Genomic DNA, 20,949 nt, shown 5'->3' with positions numbered 1-20,949 from the left:
ACATGATTATCCCTTATAGAAATAGATTTTTCTATAAGGGATTTTTTCGTTTAATACGCTAATTAAAAATGGATTTCTTCCTTATTATATATTAACCTTCACACTCTTTTGGTCATTTTTAAATAAGGGAGGTAAAACAAATGATTTTAAATAAAAAGATAATGCTTCCATCAACATTTCTACCATTAACTTGTCACATAGTCATCTTTTACTTTTGGACTTTCGATTGGAAGAAAATAACGACTCCTTACGGTCTAATGATATGGATTGTTTCTACTATTTGTGGTCTTTTACTTTACTACCATTTTTAAAATCAAAAATCTAATAAATTAATATTAATTGCTAGTTCGTTATTGTTAATTATTTCTTCTTCATTTATGATTTTTTTAGGTATTGTTACTGGTATCATCTTTGTAACTGTTAATTCTATGCCTTAAATATACAATATTTTATTATATAAAAAATACCCAACAAAACAAGGGTATATAGAAATTAAAGAGGATGATTTCCATTCAATATACAACCATCTTCTTTAATAAACCCAATCTTTGTTACAATATTTCATTTTTTAACTTTTTAATTTTCCGATATACATTAATAAATATATACAAATACATACAACCTATAAATCCTATCATGCCTTTAAATATATAAGGAATTCTAGATTCTGATGGTCCAAGAAAACATAAGTAAAGCGCTGGCATTATTGTTACAAACATAATTACAAAAAACTGTAACAACTCAGTAAGTTTTTGTATCCTCGTTTCCTTCTCTGAATATATATCAGGTAACTCATTTTCCTCTTCTACTTCTTTACAAAAGTAATTCCACTTCGCAAAACTCGTTACATGTTTCCAGCCACACATTTCATATATTTGGATATATTCTTTTTGTTTTTCTGTCGAATCTTTATACTCTAATCTAAAGTCTGCTTTATATACTACATCTTTCGGCTCAGTTTTCTTAAACGTATACATTACGTTATACTTTTGTAACGCCCAGCCTTGTTGATGCATTTTACGTAAATACGCTTCTTCTTTTTCTAAGCTCCATACTGCGAAAGGTTTGAATATCTTCTTTGTCTCCATCTCTCATTCACTCCCCTAATATACTATTTCCATTCCTTACAGATCTCTGCAATCTGTTATACTCGAGCTCTAACACTTCTCTCCCAAACGGCGTTAACTCATAGCACTTCTTTCTATCTGTAGAGGCAACTTCAACAATTAACTTCTCTTTTAGTAATTTCGTCGTATTTCCATATAAAGTACCAGGGCCGAGCTTTACTTCCCCATTTGTCATCTCTTCTACCATTTGCATAATTCCGTAGCCATGCAACGGCTTCACGAGTGACAATAATATGTAATATGTCGCCTCAGTTAACGGAATATATTTTTGCGCCTTCGCATTCATTATAACTACCTCCGATACATCGCTTTATGATATATCGCTTTACGATACATCGTATATCGATATTGTATAATTATATTCCAAAATATGCAAGAGTAATTTAATAATCAAATATCCATTTCTTTGAATTAAAAAATCATACCAATTTTCTGAATGATTTGTTAAAATATAGAAATATTAGCTCTTTTATAATGAAAGGAATGGTACATATGATAAATAAATTGAAAGAAAACATCGGATCTGTGTTTGTTGGTAAAGAAAATGTTATTGATCTACTGCTCGTTTCACTTCTTGCTGATGGACATGTACTACTCGAAGACGTGCCTGGTACTGGGAAAACGTTACTGGCGAAAACCATTTCAAAAAGTATTGGTGGTAGTTTTTCTCGCGTTCAATTTACCCCTGATGTACTTCCAAGTGATGTAACAGGTATTGAATACTTCAACCCAAAAACAAGCGAATTCGAATTAAGAATTGGACCAGTTATGACAAACATTTTGCTAGCAGATGAAATTAACCGTGCAATGCCGAGAACGCAGTCGAGTTTATTAGAAGCGATGGAAGAACGACAAGTGACACTCGAAAAACAATCTACGCCTCTGCCAAAACCGTTCTTTGTTATTGCGACGCAAAACCCAATTGAATCACAAGGGACTTTCCCTCTTCCAGATGCACAGCTTGATCGCTTTTTAATGACGATTTCAATCGGTTATCCTACTCCTGAAGATGAGCTACAAATGATGCGACGTTTTCGGAACGATTTACCATTAGAAAGTGTCACATCTGTCATCTCATTAGAAGATATTTTAGAATCTCAAAAACGAGTAAAAGAAATATTTGTTTCGGAACCGTTAGAACATTACATTATTAAACTTGCTCATGCTACAAGAAATCATGATTATATCGCTAACGGTGTAAGCCCACGTGCCACATTAGCTTTAGTACGTGCTGTTCAAGCTTTAGCCTTTTTACGCGGGAGAGAATATTGCACACCAGAAGATATACAATTGTTAGTTCCTTCTGTTTGGAATCACCGTATCGTCTTATCAATGGAAGGTGCCCTGCGTACGACAAAGAATGATATTATGCAAAGTATTTTAAAAGAAGTTGACGTACCTGTGGAGATTGAACAAGCATGAATAGACAGCGTGTTGTAACTGTGCCTTTATTTTTTCAACTCCATATTATTCAACTAACCGTTCCAATCGCATTACTTTTCACATTCTTTTTCCCGCAACGAATGCTTATGTTTCTCTTTTTCTTCTATTATTTATTTGCGATTTTTATTTATAAATATGTCGCTTTCATAGAGAAGAAGTTTCAAATCATAAATGAGAAACAAACTACACGGATTTTTCCTGAGGAATCTGGACAGTTTTTTATTCATTTAAAAAATGGAGCCAGCATACCAATCGTTAATGGTGTTTGTTACTTTCATTTAAATTCGTCCCTTATACCGCATAAAGAGCAAGGCATTGAACAAATATCAAAAACGTTATTCTCTTTCCCATTTTCACAACCTGCACATTCGGCACAAAAATGGGGGTTAACATTAACCGCCACGAAGCGTGGTGTGTTTCAAATTGAACAATTTGAATGTGTATTAAAAGATCCATTTCATCTATTGACTGTACATTTACCTGTTTTTGATAAATTAAGGACTGAAATTATTGTGTATCCTTCTCCTAAAGAAGTAGCAGGTTTGCAAGAACTTCAGCAACTTTTGAATGGATCTTATCGAACGAATTTTTCTTTTTACAATGATGAAACATCTATTATCGGTGTAAAGCGATATGAGCGTGAGTCTTTCCGCTCTATTCATTGGAAGGCATCTGCTAAAATGCAGGAATTACAAGCGAAGCAATATGAACCTGTAAAAAATTATAGTTGGACGATTTGTCTTTCTTTAGCTGCCGATCGTGGATTTGGTTGGAAAGATAATGTTGAAGATTTAATTTCATTCGCAACATACATTTGCCAATATGCAACGAAGCATCACATACCGTTTGAATTATTTATTAGTGTATTAGCAGAAGGCGGTGCATTACATGTACCGTTAAATGAAGGACAAACACAATATGCAAAAGCTTTAGAAGAATTAGCCCGTATTTCAGATGATAGTACGTTACTTCCGAAACAAGGATTCCTTCATTATGTAAAGAGAAAGAGAGAACGATCGTCTACAATGATACACATTGGTTTACAAAGAAATGAACTCCCTCTTCTCTCGCAGCCAACGTTTCTCATTACTAGTGAAGGGATGGTGGAACCAGTTGAAAACTTGGCTATATCACATTCATGATTTCATTCTGCTCCTCCTGCTTTCATTATTAACAGAAAGAGATGAACTAATTAGTATTGCAATATTTTTAACAACAGGCTATATTGGAGTATTCCTTATTCATAAATTTATGCAGAAAAAAACAACAGGATTTGTAATACTTTTAGTCCTTCAAATCGTTCTTTTCTCTTTATTTTTACCTTTTTCTCTTTTTGGCACAATCATATTACCACTATTTTTCTTTATCGTACATGCGATCGGACCTGGATATCCAGTTCAAAAATCTTTAGGCGGTATTGTATGGTTTGTCGTTTCAGCTATATTTTATGCACCCTTTCCACCGTTGTGGAAACTATTAATGTTAGCCTTGCATCTTATGATTACATTTTGGTTAACCGGGGCAAATCGCAAACAACAACTACTACGTTTTGCTTCTATCATTACGATTGGCTTAATGAGTATATTAATTGTTCAAGTATTTCCTTTCATTCGACTTATTTTTGGTTTTATAACGGAAGTAGTCGCATTAGGCGTCGGCTATGCTTTAATGCCATTAATTAAAGCAGCGGAATTAAAAGATACTGAAGATGTTTGGGCAAATAAAGGACATCTCTTAAAACCAAAAATTGAAGACGGGAAAAAAACCCCTGATTTTGATCCATTACTCATAAATAGCGCTACAATAATAGTCTGTACAGTCATTGCAATTTACGTCGTTTGGAAAATAGTAAAAAAACGAAAACATTTAAGTTTACCAAATATGCCCGCCTTCGAATCTACTATCATTACTGATAAAGAAGGAATGAGCCAAAATCGTTTTAAACGAAATAAACCGCCACATAACGAAATTCGGAAGGAAATTTTCAAGCTAGAGAGTAAGTTAACCCCTCCTTTAAATAGAAAACGTGGAGAAACTGTTGAGGCTTGGCTAGAAAGAATAAACGATGAAGAAGATGTAAATATTCAAAGTGATATAATTATAGATGCTTATAATACGGTGCGTTATTCAAATGGTGCAAACACTGTACTTCTACATGAATTTAAGGAAGAGATTCATAAGCTTTATGCATATCAAAAAAGTTTGAAGAAACGAAAGAAATAACGTAACAAAAAGACTCCTATATTCATAGGAGTCTTTTTATACTTCTACGTTGCTTTTTAAATGGAAGCATTCTTCCCTGCTTCAATTTCTAATGACTCTTCATGCCACCAAAGTGTTTCTTCAGGGTCTTCTTTAGCGATTTGGTGTGCTTCTTTTTTCGTTTCTACTGTAGGATATGAACCTTTTAGCGCACGCCCTGAAGTCGTAACGAATAGTACACTAAATACAACTAATCCAATAATACTTACACCTGCTAAATAAAACGCCGGTGCGAGCGGGTTACCAGTTGCATGAACTAAGTATGAACATACAAGCGGTGTTGTTCCACCGAATATCGATACAGAAATATTAAATGAGATCGAAAGTGCTCGATAACGTACATCAGTGAAAAAGAGTGATGGTAATAATGAAGGTAATGTTCCTTCATATACACTTAAGAAGAAACCTAGTACGAAAATACCTGCAAATATAGCTGCAATATGTCCGTTACCTATTAGTAAAAATGCTGGAATTGCAAATACAGTTAAACCAAGTAAACCAATTTGCACAACGCGTTTATTACCAATTTTATCACTTAATTTACCGAAATATAGTGCTAGTGGAATCATAAGTGCCATCGTAATAGAAATAATTAATAAGCCTGTTGTTTCTTCGACTTTAAGTACTTGAGTTAGATAAGAAGGAATATACGAAAGAATCATATAATTTGTAATATTAAAGAAGGCGACAATTACTGTGCTTAATAAGAAGTCTTTTTTGTGATATTTAATAATATCCATGAATGAAAATTGTTCATTGTCTTCAGATTCCTCTTGTGCTTTTTCCATCTCTTCAAAGATTGGAGATTCATCTAGATGACGGCGTAAGTATAAACCGACCAAACCAATTGGTGCAGCTATTAAGAATGGAATACGCCATCCCCAGCTGAGCATTTGCTCATCTGTTAACAATAACGTCAAAATGGTAACAATTACCGATGCAGCAATGTAACCTGAGAGTGTTCCAATTTCAAGACCACTACCGAGTATACCACGCTTTTTATCTGGAGAAGATTCTGCGATATAAACCATTGCTCCTGAATATTCGCCGCCTGTAGAGAAGCCTTGAATCATTCGGGCAACTAAAAGTAGTATTGGTGCCCATACACCAATTTGTTCATAGGTTGGTAGTAATGCGATGAATAATGTAGAAAGTGCCATTAAAATAATAGTAGTACTTAACACGATTTTTCGGCCGTACTTATCTCCTATTCTACCAAAGAATACACCTCCGATTGGTCGAACGAGAAAGGCTGCTGCAAATGTACCGAATGTAAGTACAAGTTGCAATCCACTATTATCAACACCTGAGAAGAATAATTGACTTAAAATTACCGCTAAATACGCGTATAATCCGAAGTCAAACCACTCCATTGCGTTCCCTATACCAGTAGCAATTACTGCTTTCCTGGCTTGTTTAGGATTGACAATATTAACGTCTTGAGGTTCAAAATTTAAATCATTATTTTGTTGCATATAATAAAACAGCTCCTTATTTAATTTAACTTCTTTAAGCACACCTTCTCTTATTGAATAAAATTAATTCGAAGCACTTAAGGAAAATCAACGTCTCCTTATCTGTTATTATTATTTCACATAATTAATTATTTGTCCAATTAAATGCTCTTTTTATATAAAATTACACCCTGTTTAACTTGTTATAAAATGACGTTTAGCTTATATAATATATACCTTTACACTACAAATGAAGCTTTCATTTATTTATATTTATAACGTTTCTATAATTGCTTCCTCTAACTTAGAAATCAGTAACTTTTACTTAAGATTTGCATATATTTAAAAAGTGAACTCATTAACTCGAATTCTGTTTTATTACATTTAACTATAATATTATTATAGTTTTAAAGGAGGCTCTTTTATGTTGGAAATAATACTTTTACTTACTACTGTTTCTTTTCTCTTCATTATTTCTGGATTTTTCATTACCTTAAAACAATATAAAGAAATAAAAAATATAAAGACTATATTAACTACAAAAAAAGAAAATGAGAAAACTACATCCAAAAACTCAATCCCTATGCAATTAGACCTTAGCGTTCTCAATAATTTACTCGCTTCTGGAATAAATAAAAAGTCTAACTCAAGTAATGAAAATTGTGAATCTGATAAAAACAAATGATTGTTATGCTTATAACAAAAAGAAAATATATCTCCTATTTTATCTAATCTTATTAACAACTACCTCTGATTAAAAAGGAGACTGCTTATGTGTAAACATTCAATTTCTATTATTATCCCCATACAACATAAAATAAAAAAATTACCTAGAATTTTGGAAGCATGTGAACAACTACAGCCTTTAGAAATTATCCTTACTATTAACGGATATACCCAGGATTCAATTGGGAGTGCAGATTTCTACAATTGTGAAATTATTACACTAGAAGAACCGATAGAATCTCCTAATCTTTATGTAATTGGTGCAAAAAAAGCAAAGGGGCAGTATCTCTTATTTTTAGATGAAAATTACATGGTTCTCCCCTCCTTACTTATACAATTTCTTCAACCATTACTAAATGGATGTGCTGACGTCGTATTAAATAATTTAGACGATTTTTTTTATCAAAAACAACAGCCAAATATAGCAATGATTTGGCAACAAGTTACGAATCATTTTTTTCATCGCCCAGATTTAAATATTAACTCCTTATTATTTCCTCCCTACGCACTGACAAAAGAAGCGCTTGAGGTAATTACTCCAGATAGTTTATCAAATCCAATATTGGCCCAAATGAAAATTATTGAACATAAATTTCGGATTTGCGATCAATTAAACATTTCTATCCCTCAAGTTCCCTCTTTTCCTTCAAGTCAATTCATTCATTATCATCTTGAAGCCATTGCAAATTGGATAAGTAAAATGCAAGATCCAAGAGGAAACTATACCGATAATAATCGAAAGCGGGATATTATTTTAGGGCTTCAAAACGGAGAACAAAAATCCATTCCAAAAATAATTACAGGTAAAGAGTTTTATTCAAATACTTATGGAGATCAACAATTATCAGTTATCATCCCTGTTCAAAATGAAGAAAAAACGATAGAATCTGTCATTTTTGAGGTACAAAAATTAAAACCTTTTGAAATTATTGTTATTGTTAATGGATCAACAGATAAAACAGAGGAATTGGCGAAGAGTTGCGGTGCAACAGTTATAAGCTACGAAGAAGCACTTGGAAATGATACAGGACGTGCTGTTGGTGCCTTTTTTGCAAAAGGTGAAATACTATTATTTATAGATGGAGATTTCTTAATTTCTAGTCATGATTTATTACCATTTGTACAATCTATTCAAAATGGCACAGACTTAGCTTTAAATAAACTAGAGCACTACTATATGTATCGTCTACCGTATTCTATTGTCACCGCATGTAAATATGCTATCAACTTAGCATGTAATCGAAAAGATTTAGGTATGGGATCCACAATTGCTGTCCCTCATGCTTTTAGTCGAAAATGCATTCATACAATTGGGTTTGATTCACTTCTTTCACCAACTTTAAGTCAAGTAAAAACAATTGTAGCAGGCTTACATGTACAAAATGTCCATTCTGTCGACGTTGATAAATTGAATCGTGTTCGACCTGAAAAACACTTCTCTGAGGAAGGTTCCCTTTCATTAGCAACACAACAAATCATTGGCGATCATATAGAAGCAATTTCTTACCTCATCGAACAAAAAAGAGGTAAAGAGTGCTTCTAATTATACATCCTGCCTACTAAATAATATATTATATCATTTTTAATATATGACAGAATAAAAAAGATGGGTTGTAACCATCTTTTTTATTTTTACATCAACTCAAAAGAAAAGTAGAAGGCAGGTTTTTCATTTCTGTATCTTCTTAAGAAGTTTGAAAAGAAAGGCTTGTTAATGAAGATTCAACACTTAAATCATCATTTAGTCCAATTGAGAAACATGCAACTAATGGTAAAGTAATAACAATTGATCCACTAGGATTAATTATAATTGTAGGACTTGTCCCACATTCGCCTCCACAATCTACTACTGCATCAATTCCACTACCAGGGGTAATTGTAATTTTAAGACACACATCTAAACAAACATTATTCGTAATACATGCCATAACTCTCCCTCCTTTCCTTTAACAATATATGCAGTTGATTAAATTCGGACACGACTCTCGTACTAATATTTATAAATTAGATGCTATTTTACTATTCGTTTTATAGGCAATTAACGTTTGATTAAACTATCTAAATTAACTAAGAAACTCAAATCATCTTTCACTGCAATAGAAATACATGCGCTAAATGGTATTACATTAAAATTAGACAAACTTTCATCATTGCACCTTACGAATATTTCTGCACCACCATTTGGATTGACTTTAGTTTCTAAATAAATCTTAAAATACCTTTTATTGATGTAAAAAAGGTATTCTCTCCTTTCTTGCATCTAATATTAAGTTAATTCCGTTACTGCTTTATTTACTCTTTACTTTATATACTTATAATAAATTGAAATAAAAAAGTAAAAACTTCTTCATGTATTTGAAGAGGTTTTTACTTTTCACTTACACTGAATTAAAAAAGCAATTTTAAAAATTTTGTTTTTATTCCAATACGTAACTCATACTTTATCCGTTGCTATTTCAAGCCGATTAATAAAGTAGCTTCCAAATTAAAATAAATCTTTAAAATCCCTATTCTTTAGTAAATAAGAAAACCCTTCTACATGATCACCGGTAATTCTCAATACAGCTGGTGGATGTCCTACTGTTGCGAAGTGTTCATTTGGACGAATACGATTTGGTTTCATTACATCTACAAAATGGACACATTCGACTTTATACCCTTCTAATATTGCCTTTACTTGTGCAACACACGCTGTGTGAAGAGTGTCCCAGCCAATTCCCTCTAAACATTTTCTACTAATAGCATGGGGAACAGCAATTGTAGATCCTACCCCTAAATCTTTACGGTTACAGGCAATATTCAACATATATTTATATAAATTTACAATGTATAGAGGAAATCTAAGATTTAAATTTAAATCATTTAAAACCATATCAACACCATCCGCAACAGCTTGCGTTAACGGATGAAGATCTTTTGCTGGAATAGCAAAATCAGCATCAATAAAGAGAAGTATATCTCCTGTCGCTTCTTGTGCACCAATTGCCCGTCCTACATCATGCCCTAATCTTTCTTCATAAACAATTACTGTTGCCCCTGATTGCTTAGCAATTGCTTCTGTTTGATCTGTTGACCCATTAATGACAACAATTATTTCTTTTGGTTCAATTTTTCTTGCCTCAAGAATAACTTCTTTAATCGTTGATTCTTCATTTTGTGCTGGTATAATAATTGATAACTGTTTTCCATTATAAATAGAGGAATTCATTCCCCATCCTTTATGGAAACGTGAATAATTCTTTTGTTTTTTTAACTGCTCTATAATTTCTCTTTTTCTTCCTCCATCTGTATAATTACCTCTATCATCTTTTCGTTGTAACCAACTCTCCAAAGCTTTTATATTTTCTTTAATCTCATATACTTCTAATTTAGTTAATCCATTTTTATAGAAAGAGGTTTTGTTTGCAGGCATATTATTCAAGGAGGTGTTAGTGATGGCTGACGAGGATTGTAGTCGCCACCCTTTCTCAATAAGAGTTACTTGGGACAGAATAGGGTTCTGCAAGATATCATATCCAATGTCTTCAATTGCTTTTTTAGTAATAGCATATGGCATAGATAACATCGAATCATATTTTAAATCCATACGCCCCAATACATCGTTTACTATTTTTCTATACACCATAGCAATGCTTGGCCATTCTACTCTCATCTTTTCAAAACAAACCGAGTCTATATTATTTAAAATTACATCCTGTTCCTTTTTTAGTAGTGGTTCTATAAATCGCTCTAATTCTACCGAAAAAATAACATCTTCCCCATCTAAAAATAAGACTACATCACCATTGGCGATTTTTGCCCCATGAACTGGTGCTTTCCGTTTACTTTTCTCCTCAATCACAACAACGTTACTTTCAACAAATGTTGGTATAGATTGTATCGCACTCATTCTATCATCAGATACAATAATTATTTCTAGTGGTTTTATATGCTGCACTTTATTTAAAATTTGATTCAATTTTGATTTATCTTCTCCTAAAACTATAACGACTGATAGGTCTACTTCTTTTTGTTCTTCTTTTACAGTCTGATTAGGTTTTACTTTTTTTATATATTCAATTGTTTCACTCTTACCTACAGCTGCATGCCCTGCTTTTTTATCAAAATATAAGTCAATTATAATTTGATTTACTTTCGTGTCTTTATCAAGTTGCTCTAATTCGGAAATAAATGGTAGCAAATGATTTTGAACATCAAATTCACACGCGAAATTTTGCAAAAAATAAATATTCGGTACATATTTAATGTGATTAAAAAATTTCACAACATTAATTCTTTCGCCAAATTTCTCCTCAACTTCTTCTCTTGATAAATTTGGATAAGACAAATCGAAAACTAGATTTATTGGTACAGGTATCCATTTTAATAAATTTGTTTGAGGATTATTAATGAAAGCTGTGGAGCCCTTAACGAATCCAGCTAAAATTAAAGACATAAATCCTCCCCCGGAACTGCCATAAAACAACACATTTTTCGAATCAACTTTTAACTTTGCAAATACTATTTCTAAAATATTTGCTATATCTTGTAAATAAAATCTATTTAACTCTCCCTGTCCCCAGCCTAAAGATAATTTTCCAAGATATAACGTAGGGTCATTATAATATATGACAGTATCTTCAAATTCATCCATCCAAGAATGTCGATGAAAAATAGGTGGACCAATTGGCTGTTCTTGAAACCCACCTGCTCCGGATCCAAAAACAATAGTGTTAGAAGCATCGGGTTTAATACGAATTAAAAATTCATACGTTACTTTATCCCAATCAACCTTGAGTATAAATGGTTCTGTAATTTGAAAATCCATTTGCCATAATTGTTCATATGAAATGTTAATTTTTTTGTACTGGTCTAACAGTTTAATCACCCTTTCCATCTATTTCAAGATGTTCTATTAAGTAAGAGAGAGCTTCAACGTGATCACCAATTATTCTTAATACTGCCGGAGGATGTCCATTGTGACTTACATTCTCCATTAAACGAATTCTATTCGGTTTTACAACATCAACGTAATGTACACATTCTACTCTATACCCTTGTAATATAGCTTTTACTTGTGCAAGACTAGGGCATAGTAAGCTTTCCCAGCCTATTGCATCTAAACATGATCTACTCATAGCATGTGGAATTGCTACTAATGAGCCATTGCTTAATTCTGGACGATTATATGCTAAATTAAGCATATATTTTACGACGTCTACAACATAAAACGGAGGGTGTAACATCGGATTCAAATCATTTAATGCTATGTCTACACCAGCTGAAACTGCTTTTGTAAAATGATGCAAATTACTTCCTGAAACACTAAAATCACCATCAATAAATAAAAGAATATCTCCTGTAGCTTCAAGCGCTCCAATAGCACGTCCAACATTATGACCAAGTCTTTCGTTATATTCAATAATAGTAACACCAAGTCTTTTAGCAATATTAGCCGTTTGATCTGTCGAACCATTTACAACGACGATGATTTCTAGTGGTTCTATTTTTCTCGCCTCAAGTATTACTTGTTCTATAGTCTCTTCTTCATTTTGTACTGGTATAATGACAGAAAGTTGTTTCCCGTTATAAATTGAAGAATGCATTCCCCAGCCTCGATGATACGAAGGATACTGCTTGCTTTCACCTAATCTTTGAATAATATCTCTTCTTTTTCCTGCATCAGTAAACCCTACTCTTCTTCCCTTTTTCTCTATCCATTTGGATATACCAATTAAATATTTTTCTACTTTCTCTTTTTCATTTTCTAATAATTCTTTTTTAAATAAATACCCTTCTTCTTCGAACATTTCATCTTTAGATAACGTTCTTATTGCATATTGATTGTTAATCCGCCAGCCTTGATTCACTATGTTCATATGAGCTAGAACGATATCTTTTATATAATCAAACCCGATATTTACCACTACTTCTTTCGTAAGTGCATATGGTAATGAAAGTATTGAATTGCTTTTTAAATCTGGTCGACTTAAAATTTCATTTAACATTTTTCTCCAAACAATATCCATATTCGGACATTTACCAACTTCTATGAATTTATCTATTTTGTTTAATACTACATCAGCCTGATTTGTAACAACTGGCTCAATAAAATTCTTCATTTCAGTTGAAGATAATAAAAAATTACTATCTACAAATAACAATACATCTCCTTTTGCTGCCTTTACAGAAGCTTCATACCCATCATAATACGTACTATATTTATCCATCAAAACAATATGGCATTTATGTTTCTTTGCTATTTCATACAAATTACTTCTATCGTTAGGAACGAAAATTATAATTTCAAGAGGATTTAGCTTCCATATAGATTGAATTGACTCTTCTAATATTTGCTCTCTTTCACTATACAAAATAATAACCGTTAACGATTTCATTACACGCCCCCTTTACACATCATGTGACATAAAATATTAAGTATTACCATTCCCTATGAATTTGCTACTTTATTAACATATTCAAAAGTGAATTATACTGTGTGAAAACAAACGTCTATTTTTGAAAATATAATCTCTACACTTGTATCCCTCCTCTTATCGTTGTCTGTTACAACTCTCACCATTTAAAAATAAAAAAAGTCCTAATTTCTTTAGGACTCTTTTACACTAATTTATAAATATCATTAATTTTATATACAACCTTTTTCCATGTTATACCTCTATCCGTTGTAGTAAATATTTCTTTTTTATTACAAGCCCAACCTTTACGCCGATTAAAAAAATGTAAACAAAATACATTTTTCAACAATGGATTACTTGATACCTTTATCCATTTTGCTCCTTTTTTTATTATTTGATATACACTTCCATGTTCACTATTTATAACCCAGCCATAATAGGAACTAAAAAAAGAAACAGCCGCTTTACTAGTATTTATTGTTTTATTTGAAATATGCCACGAATTCCCCTTATCAAATGAGTAATTCATTAAAAATACATCATTATTCATTTTAGTTGGTATTACTAACAAGTTATTTTTATAGATTGCTTTATAAGCCATAGTAGTCTCATTATTAATTCCTTCAAGACTTGGAATATCTTTTATAGGATGCCAACTTTCCCCACCATTTATTGTTTTAAATACCGTTGATGTTTCATAATGTTTTTGTAATGAAATAAACCCAATTAGATCATTTATAAATGTTATCCCTAAAATACTATCACGAATACTTATATTTTTTATTACTTTCCATACTTTCCCTTTCGTTTTCAAATAGTATAAATTATGTTCAAATTTATTTGATGCAAGCTTTCTAGATAGTACAATCCATATACTATCCATATTAGTGGCATGCAATTGTACTTGAACATCCGTCGATTTCTCCCACTCTTCTTCAATTGGTAATATAAACTCACTCCATCTTTCCCCTCTATTAACTGTATAAAATATAGCGGGTAATAAATCATCATTCTTTTTTGTTAAACCATATGCCCAAGAGCTTCGAGCATTTATTGGATATCCAAATATTACAATTGAATTTAGAGGGTTAACAACATCCCATTCTACTCCTCCGTTTCGAGTATATAAGATGGCTTGCTTTTTATTTGTATATTGAATACCAGCCCACCCAAATCTATCAGTTCGCATTTGTAAAGAAGTAAATTGAATATCATTATTTTCCAATATATCACCTCATTCTTATCATATATATATTCGTATGCTATTATTTTCAAAACGTTCTATCATTAGCTATTTAAACCACCCGCTTTATCTACTATCTTTATACTTTCCCTTTTCTTCACCACTCAAATATAACGAAATTCCTTCTATTTTTCCGTTATCATATACAAACGACTGTATTTTACAAAATTCAACTATAAAAAATGCACTCCAATTGTAAACTATCCCCAACAATTAGAGTGCACTTTATATAAAATATAGCTTTTAATTTTTAAGCACTTACTACAGTAGCAACCTTATCCATACAAGTAATAAATTGAGTAATAAATATATCAATTTCTTCTTTTGTAATTATATATGGCGGAAGTAAACGGATGATATTCCCTTGTGTTACGTCAACTAATATCCCTTTCTCCATTAGCTCTACCTGTAATTTTTTCACATTTTCATTTGTATCATTTAAACTAATTCCAAACATCATACCAGCATGACGTACTTCCTGAATATAATAAGAATTTTCTTTCTGAATTTCTTGTAATTTATCATTTAAATATAGTGACGTTTCATACGCTTCGTGCATTAAACCTTCTTCAATCAATGTGTTTAATACCGTTAACCCTAAAGCCGTTCCCATTGATGAATGAGCAAATGTTGTTCCATGATCTCCAGGTGCAAATACATCACATAGCTTTTCACCTACAATAATTCCTCCTAGCGGTATCCCGCCTCCTGCTCCTTTACCAATTTGAATAATGTCCGGTGTGATATTAAAATTTTGATACGCAAACAGTTTCCCGGTTCTCCCCATACCACTTTGAATTTCATCAACGATAAGTAGTAGATTGTATTTCTCACATAAGTTTTGAACGCCATGCAAATATTCACTTGATAAAGGATAAATTCCCCCACTTCCTAAAACAGGCTCTAGCATAATCGCAATTGGTTTTTCTTTAATAATGGTCTCCTCTAATTGGTCTATATTCTCACGCTCTACTTCGTATACAGGAATAGATGTTTTAGGGAAATTTTGATATACCTTTTCTTGTCTCGTAAAATGTAGTGCCCCTAACGTCCTCCCGTGAAAACTATCTTTTAACACAACTACTCCGTCACGCTCTTCAGTCGCAATAGATCTATATTTATCAATTAATTTTAATGTCGTTTCTGTCGCTTCCGTACCAGAGTTTGTAAAAAAGACTTTTCCGCTTTTTAAAGTACACTCTACTAATTTCTTTGCATACTCAATTGCAACTGGGTTTAAGAAATGAAACGGTAAATGCAACGATTTCACAACTTGCTCCATTGTCGTTTGTACAATTTTAGGATGATTGTATCCTAGTACATTTACTCCTACGCCAGAAAATAAATCTAAATACTCTTTACCATCTACATCATATAGTTTACATCCTTCTCCTCTTTCCATTGCAACCTCTGTCCGACAATATGTAGACATCATATATTCTTTATCTAATTGAAACCAATCCGACATGTTAAATTCCTCCTAGTTATTTTTCCTTTTTTAACGTTTATTCTCTATATAATCGTTTGTAAATTAAGTTTTAAGATTGAAATTTTAATAGTGGTTTTCTTCCACATTTTTTATTAAAACGTGTGCTTTCTCTTCCCGATATTCATTTTTCCATAATTTCTTCTATTTCAACAGGTCCACTACATATGTGTTTTTTTCATCTAGCGGTATGTTACTGCTTTGAACTTTGTATGTCATACATAATCGAGACTATAAAATCATATTTAGTAACAATCGACGAAAAAATTTGGAGGCTATATCGATGAATGAAAAATATGATAAACATAGGAAAGAATTATTAGAAGAAGACTTTAATAAACATCGAGAACTTACTGAACCAGCTAAATTTCACTCTCAAACAGTTGGTTCACGTGGACCCGTACTAGAGCAAGATAGTGTACTGCATGAATCATTACAACAATTTATTCATGAAAAAATTTTAGAAAGACCTGTTCATGTAAAAGGATTTGGTGCGTTCGGTTATTTTCAAACGATATATTCGATGTCTGAACATACTAAATTAAGTTTTTTACAAAATTCTAATGAGAAAGTTCCTGTTATGGTTCGATTTTCGTTAGCTGTTAGTACGAAAGGAACACCGGATACTGCTAGAAATGTACGCGGTTTTTCCACAAAATTTTATTCAAAAGAAGGCATTTTTGACCTTTTATGTAATCACATTCCTGTTTTTTCTGTTCGTGATCCGATGCGTTTCCCTGAAACGATTCAAGCATTATTGCCTTCACCTAAAAATAACTTAATAGACCCTAATAGATTTTGGAGTTTTGTCGCTAAAGCACCTGAATCTATTCATTTTGTTGTCCGTTTATACTCTAATAATGGTACGGCCAAAAGTCTTCGCCACATTCCAGGACATAGTGTTAATACATATGTATGGAGAAATGCGGAAGGTAATCGAAAGTATGTAAAGTATCATTGGTACCCATTTGAAGGTGTACAGTACATTACTAGTAAAGAAGCAATTAAATTAGCTGCTGAAAATCCTGATTATAGCGGGAAAGATTTATATGATGCTATTGAAAATGGTAAACCAGTGGAGTATGGTTTATACGTCCAGCTCATGGATCCGAAAGATGAAGCGCACCTTTCTTATGATCCTTTAGATGACACAAAAGTATGGGATGAACAGACGTATCCTCTCATACCAGTCGGGAAAATGGTATTAAATAAAAATCCTGAAAATTTTATGGAACAAGTAGAAAAGGTCGCATTCTCTCCTTCTAATTTACTGGATGGTGCAGAACTATCAGATGATAAAATGCTGCAAGGGCGCGCTAACATTTACAGTGATTCACAAAGAAGAAGAATTGGTCCAGAATTTCGCAAATTAACGATTAACCAGCAGCAAGATTGGACACCTGCTAATCAAATTACAACCGGTGAAGGAAGGTACGTTGAAGGTAAACTTGAAAGAACTTCTATAATGAAACAGGATGACTTTACGCAGGCTGGTGAATTTTATACGAAGTTACAGCCAATAGAAAAAGAACATCTCGCTGAAAACTTAGCTAGTGATTTGAAAGTTATATCCGATGATATTAGGGAGATCGTTTTGGGGTATTTCAATCAAGTATCAACTGATTTGAAAACAAGCATTGAGACAAAAATGAAAGAGCATTAAGAAGATTAAAACATGCTTTACGAATAAGAATTCAAATCTATATTAATTATTTTCTTATCAAAATCCAATGAGGTTATTTAATTTGAAAATATAAAGCCAACATATCCCTGTTCTATAATTAGAACAGGGATATGTTGGCTTAGTTTAATGTTTAACATTACATACTTTATTTCGCTAAAAAATGCGATAAGTAGCCTTTCAAAACAAACTATAGTAAACTATTTTACTTGTACCGTATAATTCCCTGTTCCACCACCATACTTATATACACTTAAGTAATATTTCCCTGGCTTTGCATTATAATTTCCAAGCAATTTGTTTCCATCACGTTTTGTTGCATAAGCTACATAATTATTTAAATCTGATTCAGAATATAATACCCAGTTCAGTCCAAGATTTTGTTCGTTCGTAACAGAAATTTGTAAATCTTTTTGATCCTTTACATCAATAACAAATTTATCCCCCTGATCTTGATCGCTCAAGGTTCCTCTTAACAAAATATTCAAAGATAGTGGGTTTGCTGTTTCAAATGAATTATTTGGTTCTTTTTCTACAGCCGTACCTTCTTCCGTATTCACTCCGCTAAACACAACATCATATTCAAATTGCCCAGCATTATTTACACGGTAATTTACAAAATAAGCAGTCAATGTTTTATATCCAGTCCACTCTTTTCCTGAAAGACGTTTCAACATATCATTCGTTGCTTCATTCATCACTTTCCAGTCCTCAACTTCTCCTTTAGCCGCACTTCCTGTATATGTCCCCTGTAGTGTAAATGTATTAAAGAATTGTGATGTATTCTTTGTTACTTTCACATCTTTTAATTTCGCTTCATTCGTAATATCTGAAGTAACGTCCGAAAGCGATTTTGGATCATGCTGAGTTAAATACTCATCTGATACTTGTGGAATTGTATACTTATCACGATTATCAATAAGCATTTGCATATAAGATTGATATTCTTCATTTAACTTATTATCTTTGCTTAATGTAGCACGGTATGCATCGTAACTTGAAACATCATTTGCGCGAATTAAATCATGTACTTTATCGAACATTTCTGGGCGCTTATTATACATATATGATTGCAGTGCAAACGAATAATTATAAAAATCCCACGTTCCATATTTCGCATTTAATGTTTGTGATGCTGTATAACGTTTTGCAGGATCATTAGATAACCCACCAATTATACTTTTTCGCGGTACTACACTATCTAATCGCGTTGCACCTGCAAAGAACTCTGCATTCCCTTCTTCAAACCATGTTAAACGTTCATTTTGATACATTTCCCCTTGGCCCCATAATCCCTGAACTTCGTACCTTCCCTGTAAGTAGTGCGTAAATTCATGGCGGAACAATTCTTCCAGACTATAAATACTTTGCTCTGGTGTACGTTCATATGTAAAGAAAGTTCCTGTCCCTTCAATATAAATCCCACCATTATTCGTTTCATATCCGTACAGTTGACGATTAAATTGATACTCATCTGGGCTATTATAAATAACCATCGTTAACACATCATCAGCATGTCCACTTTCAAGTGGTTTATCGCTACCAACTGTACGATAAAATTGAGAACGCACCTCTTTTGCCGCCCAGTATAGACGTTTAATTTTCTCTTCGCTAACTTTATCCCCAGCTTTAAAGACAATTGCACCATCATCAAACGTATACGTTTTCGGTAAATATTTCTTTTTACCCTCTTCTCGAATTTGATCTAAATTTACAGTTTTTCCATTCGCATCTATTCCTCCATAATTTGTAGTAATTTGTTCTGCCGCAACAAAGTATTGCTCTCCTAAATATGGATAAATTCGCATTGCATCTGTAACAACTTGTTGTCCTTTTGTGGGCGTGCTATGAAGCTTGCCCAATCGGCCAGCATAGTAAATTCCATTATTAATTAACCATCCGTTTTTATTTGTTACTGTACCAAGTAGTGCAAAACGATTTATTTCATTAATAAAGTTATCAATATTTCGAAACCACATCGTATCTTTTGGCTCTTTTCCAGTCGTGTACATATCCGTCTGAATATCAAAGTCAATTCCCTTCATCAACTCATATATAGCGTCTCCTTTTGTTCGGTCTTCAATGAAAGTTGCAAGATTATCGTTATATTGTTTAAAAATTTCACCTGCATATAAAACCGTTTCAACATCTGCTGATGCATTTCCAATTAATTTTCCATATGATGCAATTACTTTATTTTGTTCTGATGTACCAAGTTTGAAATTTGGATTTTTTGCAATTGTTTTTAAAGCTGGTAAACATTTATCATGGTAGCTACGCTCATTTAGTTTGCTTAATTCATCATGGTAAAAACCTAAATAAAACGCTGCACGTAGAGCTTCTACTAATGTTTCAATCCCTTTTGAATCATCTTGCGTATAAGCTTGTCCTTGTTCTGCTAGTTTATTAATAATCGCTTGCATTCGGCTATCATCTTGATAGAATTTAAGACTATCACTATTAAACTGAAATAATTCTGGAATTTGATACCATTTAATTGTCACAAGAAGATCAGTTAATTGTTTGTTATTTAATTGATTTAACTCAGCCATCGAATACTTTTTTTCTTCAGCTAACGGTTTAATATTATCGGTTGGTGCTAGTGGACGTTGCGATAAATCCGCTAATTTTAACCGTTTTGTAAAAGATGCATTTTCTTGTACTTTTGAAGGGTGCGCCAATTCATCAACAGATTTCTGTATTCCTACCGGCTCCATTTGTAATACGTTCTTCACATTTTTCTCTTTTGTCTCTGCTTGAATTTGCAAACCATTACACGTTATTGTCACTAATCCAACACCAAGAATCCACTTAGAAATTTTCGAATATTTAACCATCCCATTGCCCCCTAATAATTTAAAAGAAAATTCAGAATTTTAAAACCAAAAAAACCACTTATTTGTATGTATTTACAGTTCCGCTATAAATACAATTATGATTAATAATGCAATAGTAGCTTGTTTTATACTATTACGAGTACAGATTCCTTACATACAATCTCCCTTCCTTACATGTAATACAAGCAAAAACCGTGCCAATCATATTTCTTATGAATAGCCAACATTCTTTTATAAATACTGTAGAATAAAATATACATAGGTGGTTCGGCAATGTATAAATCATTTGACA

Annotated in this window: 16 protein-coding genes and 1 pseudogene; 7 read left to right on the top strand and 10 right to left on the bottom strand. The window is 32.5% G+C overall.

Annotated elements, in window-relative coordinates:
- The first annotated feature begins 140 nt into the window (after positions 1-140).
- A pseudogene (locus tag MKY38_RS07430) lies at positions 141-437 on the top strand (hypothetical protein).
- Positions 438-551: 114 nt separating this feature from the next.
- Here the strand turns inward: MKY38_RS07430 and MKY38_RS07425 are convergent.
- Entirely contained in the window at positions 552-1,088 is a 537-nt protein-coding gene (locus MKY38_RS07425) for a DUF2812 domain-containing protein (RefSeq protein ID WP_341048569.1), read from the bottom strand.
- A 7-nt stretch (positions 1,089-1,095) separates the two neighbouring features.
- Positions 1,096-1,413 carry a PadR family transcriptional regulator gene (locus MKY38_RS07420; RefSeq protein ID WP_000991882.1) on the bottom strand — a complete coding sequence of 106 codons (318 nt, stop codon included), beginning with the start codon at positions 1,411-1,413 and terminating at the stop codon, positions 1,096-1,098.
- Between the two features lie 185 nt (positions 1,414-1,598).
- Here MKY38_RS07420 and MKY38_RS07415 point away from each other — a divergent pair, with 185 nt between their 5' ends.
- From MKY38_RS07415 to MKY38_RS07405, 3 genes are read left to right on the top strand one after another with little or no spacing between them, the layout of a single operon-like run.
- Positions 1,599-2,549: an AAA family ATPase gene (locus MKY38_RS07415; protein ID WP_407707416.1), complete on the top strand. Its 951-nt coding sequence runs from the start codon at positions 1,599-1,601 to the stop codon at positions 2,547-2,549.
- Positions 2,546-3,712, top strand: a complete 1,167-nt coding sequence (locus MKY38_RS07410; protein WP_065224556.1) for a DUF58 domain-containing protein — start codon at positions 2,546-2,548, stop codon at positions 3,710-3,712. Before MKY38_RS07415 ends, MKY38_RS07410 begins: the two co-directional genes overlap by 4 nt.
- On the top strand, positions 3,684-4,793 hold the full coding sequence (locus tag MKY38_RS07405) for a DUF4018 domain-containing protein (RefSeq protein ID WP_070179860.1): 1,110 nt from the start codon (positions 3,684-3,686) through the stop codon (positions 4,791-4,793). Before MKY38_RS07410 ends, MKY38_RS07405 begins: the two co-directional genes overlap by 29 nt.
- A gap of 56 nt (positions 4,794-4,849) precedes the next feature.
- On the opposite strand, the gene MKY38_RS07400 is transcribed toward MKY38_RS07405, so the two are convergent.
- Complete coding sequence (locus tag MKY38_RS07400) at positions 4,850-6,307, bottom strand: MFS transporter (RefSeq protein ID WP_001186926.1); 1,458 nt, start codon at positions 6,305-6,307, stop codon at positions 4,850-4,852.
- Between the two features lie 403 nt (positions 6,308-6,710).
- On the opposite strand from MKY38_RS07400, the gene MKY38_RS07395 reads away from it, so the two are divergent.
- A complete protein-coding gene (locus tag MKY38_RS07395; protein ID WP_065224558.1) occupies positions 6,711-6,971 on the top strand; it encodes a hypothetical protein in 261 nt (86 codons plus the stop codon).
- Positions 6,972-7,058: 87 nt separating this feature from the next.
- The gene (locus MKY38_RS07390) at positions 7,059-8,555 is read left to right on the top strand and encodes a glycosyltransferase (protein WP_070179861.1); all 1,497 of its coding nucleotides are present in this window, start codon (positions 7,059-7,061) and stop codon (positions 8,553-8,555) included.
- Positions 8,556-8,697: 142 nt separating this feature from the next.
- On the opposite strand, the gene MKY38_RS07385 is transcribed toward MKY38_RS07390, so the two are convergent.
- The 6 genes from MKY38_RS07385 to MKY38_RS07365 all read right to left on the bottom strand — a co-directional run bounded on the left by MKY38_RS07385 (position 8,698) and on the right by MKY38_RS07365 (position 16,121).
- On the bottom strand, positions 8,698-8,940 hold the full coding sequence (locus MKY38_RS07385) for a hypothetical protein (protein ID WP_065224560.1): 243 nt from the start codon (positions 8,938-8,940) through the stop codon (positions 8,698-8,700).
- A gap of 110 nt (positions 8,941-9,050) precedes the next feature.
- Positions 9,051-9,272: a hypothetical protein gene (locus MKY38_RS29275; protein ID WP_070179862.1), complete on the bottom strand. Its 222-nt coding sequence runs from the start codon at positions 9,270-9,272 to the stop codon at positions 9,051-9,053.
- 225 nt (positions 9,273-9,497) lie between these two features.
- Positions 9,498-11,819 carry a glycosyltransferase gene (locus MKY38_RS07380; protein WP_114555556.1) on the bottom strand — a complete coding sequence of 774 codons (2,322 nt, stop codon included), beginning with the start codon at positions 11,817-11,819 and terminating at the stop codon, positions 9,498-9,500.
- Between the two features lie 52 nt (positions 11,820-11,871).
- Complete coding sequence (locus tag MKY38_RS07375) at positions 11,872-13,389, bottom strand: glycosyltransferase family 2 protein (protein ID WP_078385384.1); 1,518 nt, start codon at positions 13,387-13,389, stop codon at positions 11,872-11,874.
- Positions 13,390-13,612: 223 nt separating this feature from the next.
- Positions 13,613-14,635: a hypothetical protein gene (locus MKY38_RS07370; protein ID WP_341048561.1), complete on the bottom strand. Its 1,023-nt coding sequence runs from the start codon at positions 14,633-14,635 to the stop codon at positions 13,613-13,615.
- 268 nt (positions 14,636-14,903) lie between these two features.
- Positions 14,904-16,121, bottom strand: coding sequence for an aspartate aminotransferase family protein (locus MKY38_RS07365; RefSeq protein WP_078385382.1), 1,218 nt, complete (start codon positions 16,119-16,121; stop codon positions 14,904-14,906).
- 301 nt (positions 16,122-16,422) lie between these two features.
- Here MKY38_RS07365 and MKY38_RS07360 point away from each other — a divergent pair, with 301 nt between their 5' ends.
- The gene (locus MKY38_RS07360; protein WP_001003610.1) at positions 16,423-17,802 is read left to right on the top strand and encodes a catalase; all 1,380 of its coding nucleotides are present in this window, start codon (positions 16,423-16,425) and stop codon (positions 17,800-17,802) included.
- A gap of 218 nt (positions 17,803-18,020) precedes the next feature.
- Here MKY38_RS07360 and colA read toward each other — a convergent pair whose 3' ends face one another.
- Positions 18,021-20,657, bottom strand: a complete 2,637-nt coding sequence (gene colA / locus MKY38_RS07355; RefSeq protein ID WP_065224565.1) for a collagenase ColA — start codon at positions 20,655-20,657, stop codon at positions 18,021-18,023.
- Positions 20,658-20,949 lie beyond the last annotated feature (292 nt).

Source organism: Bacillus sp. FSL R5-0585, assembly GCF_038004545.1.
In the GTDB taxonomy this organism is placed as follows: Bacteria; Bacillota; Bacilli; order Bacillales; family Bacillaceae_G; genus Bacillus_A; species Bacillus_A cereus.
The sequence above is the reverse complement of the archived record's forward strand: the minus strand, read 5'-3'. Positions and strand labels throughout refer to the sequence as shown.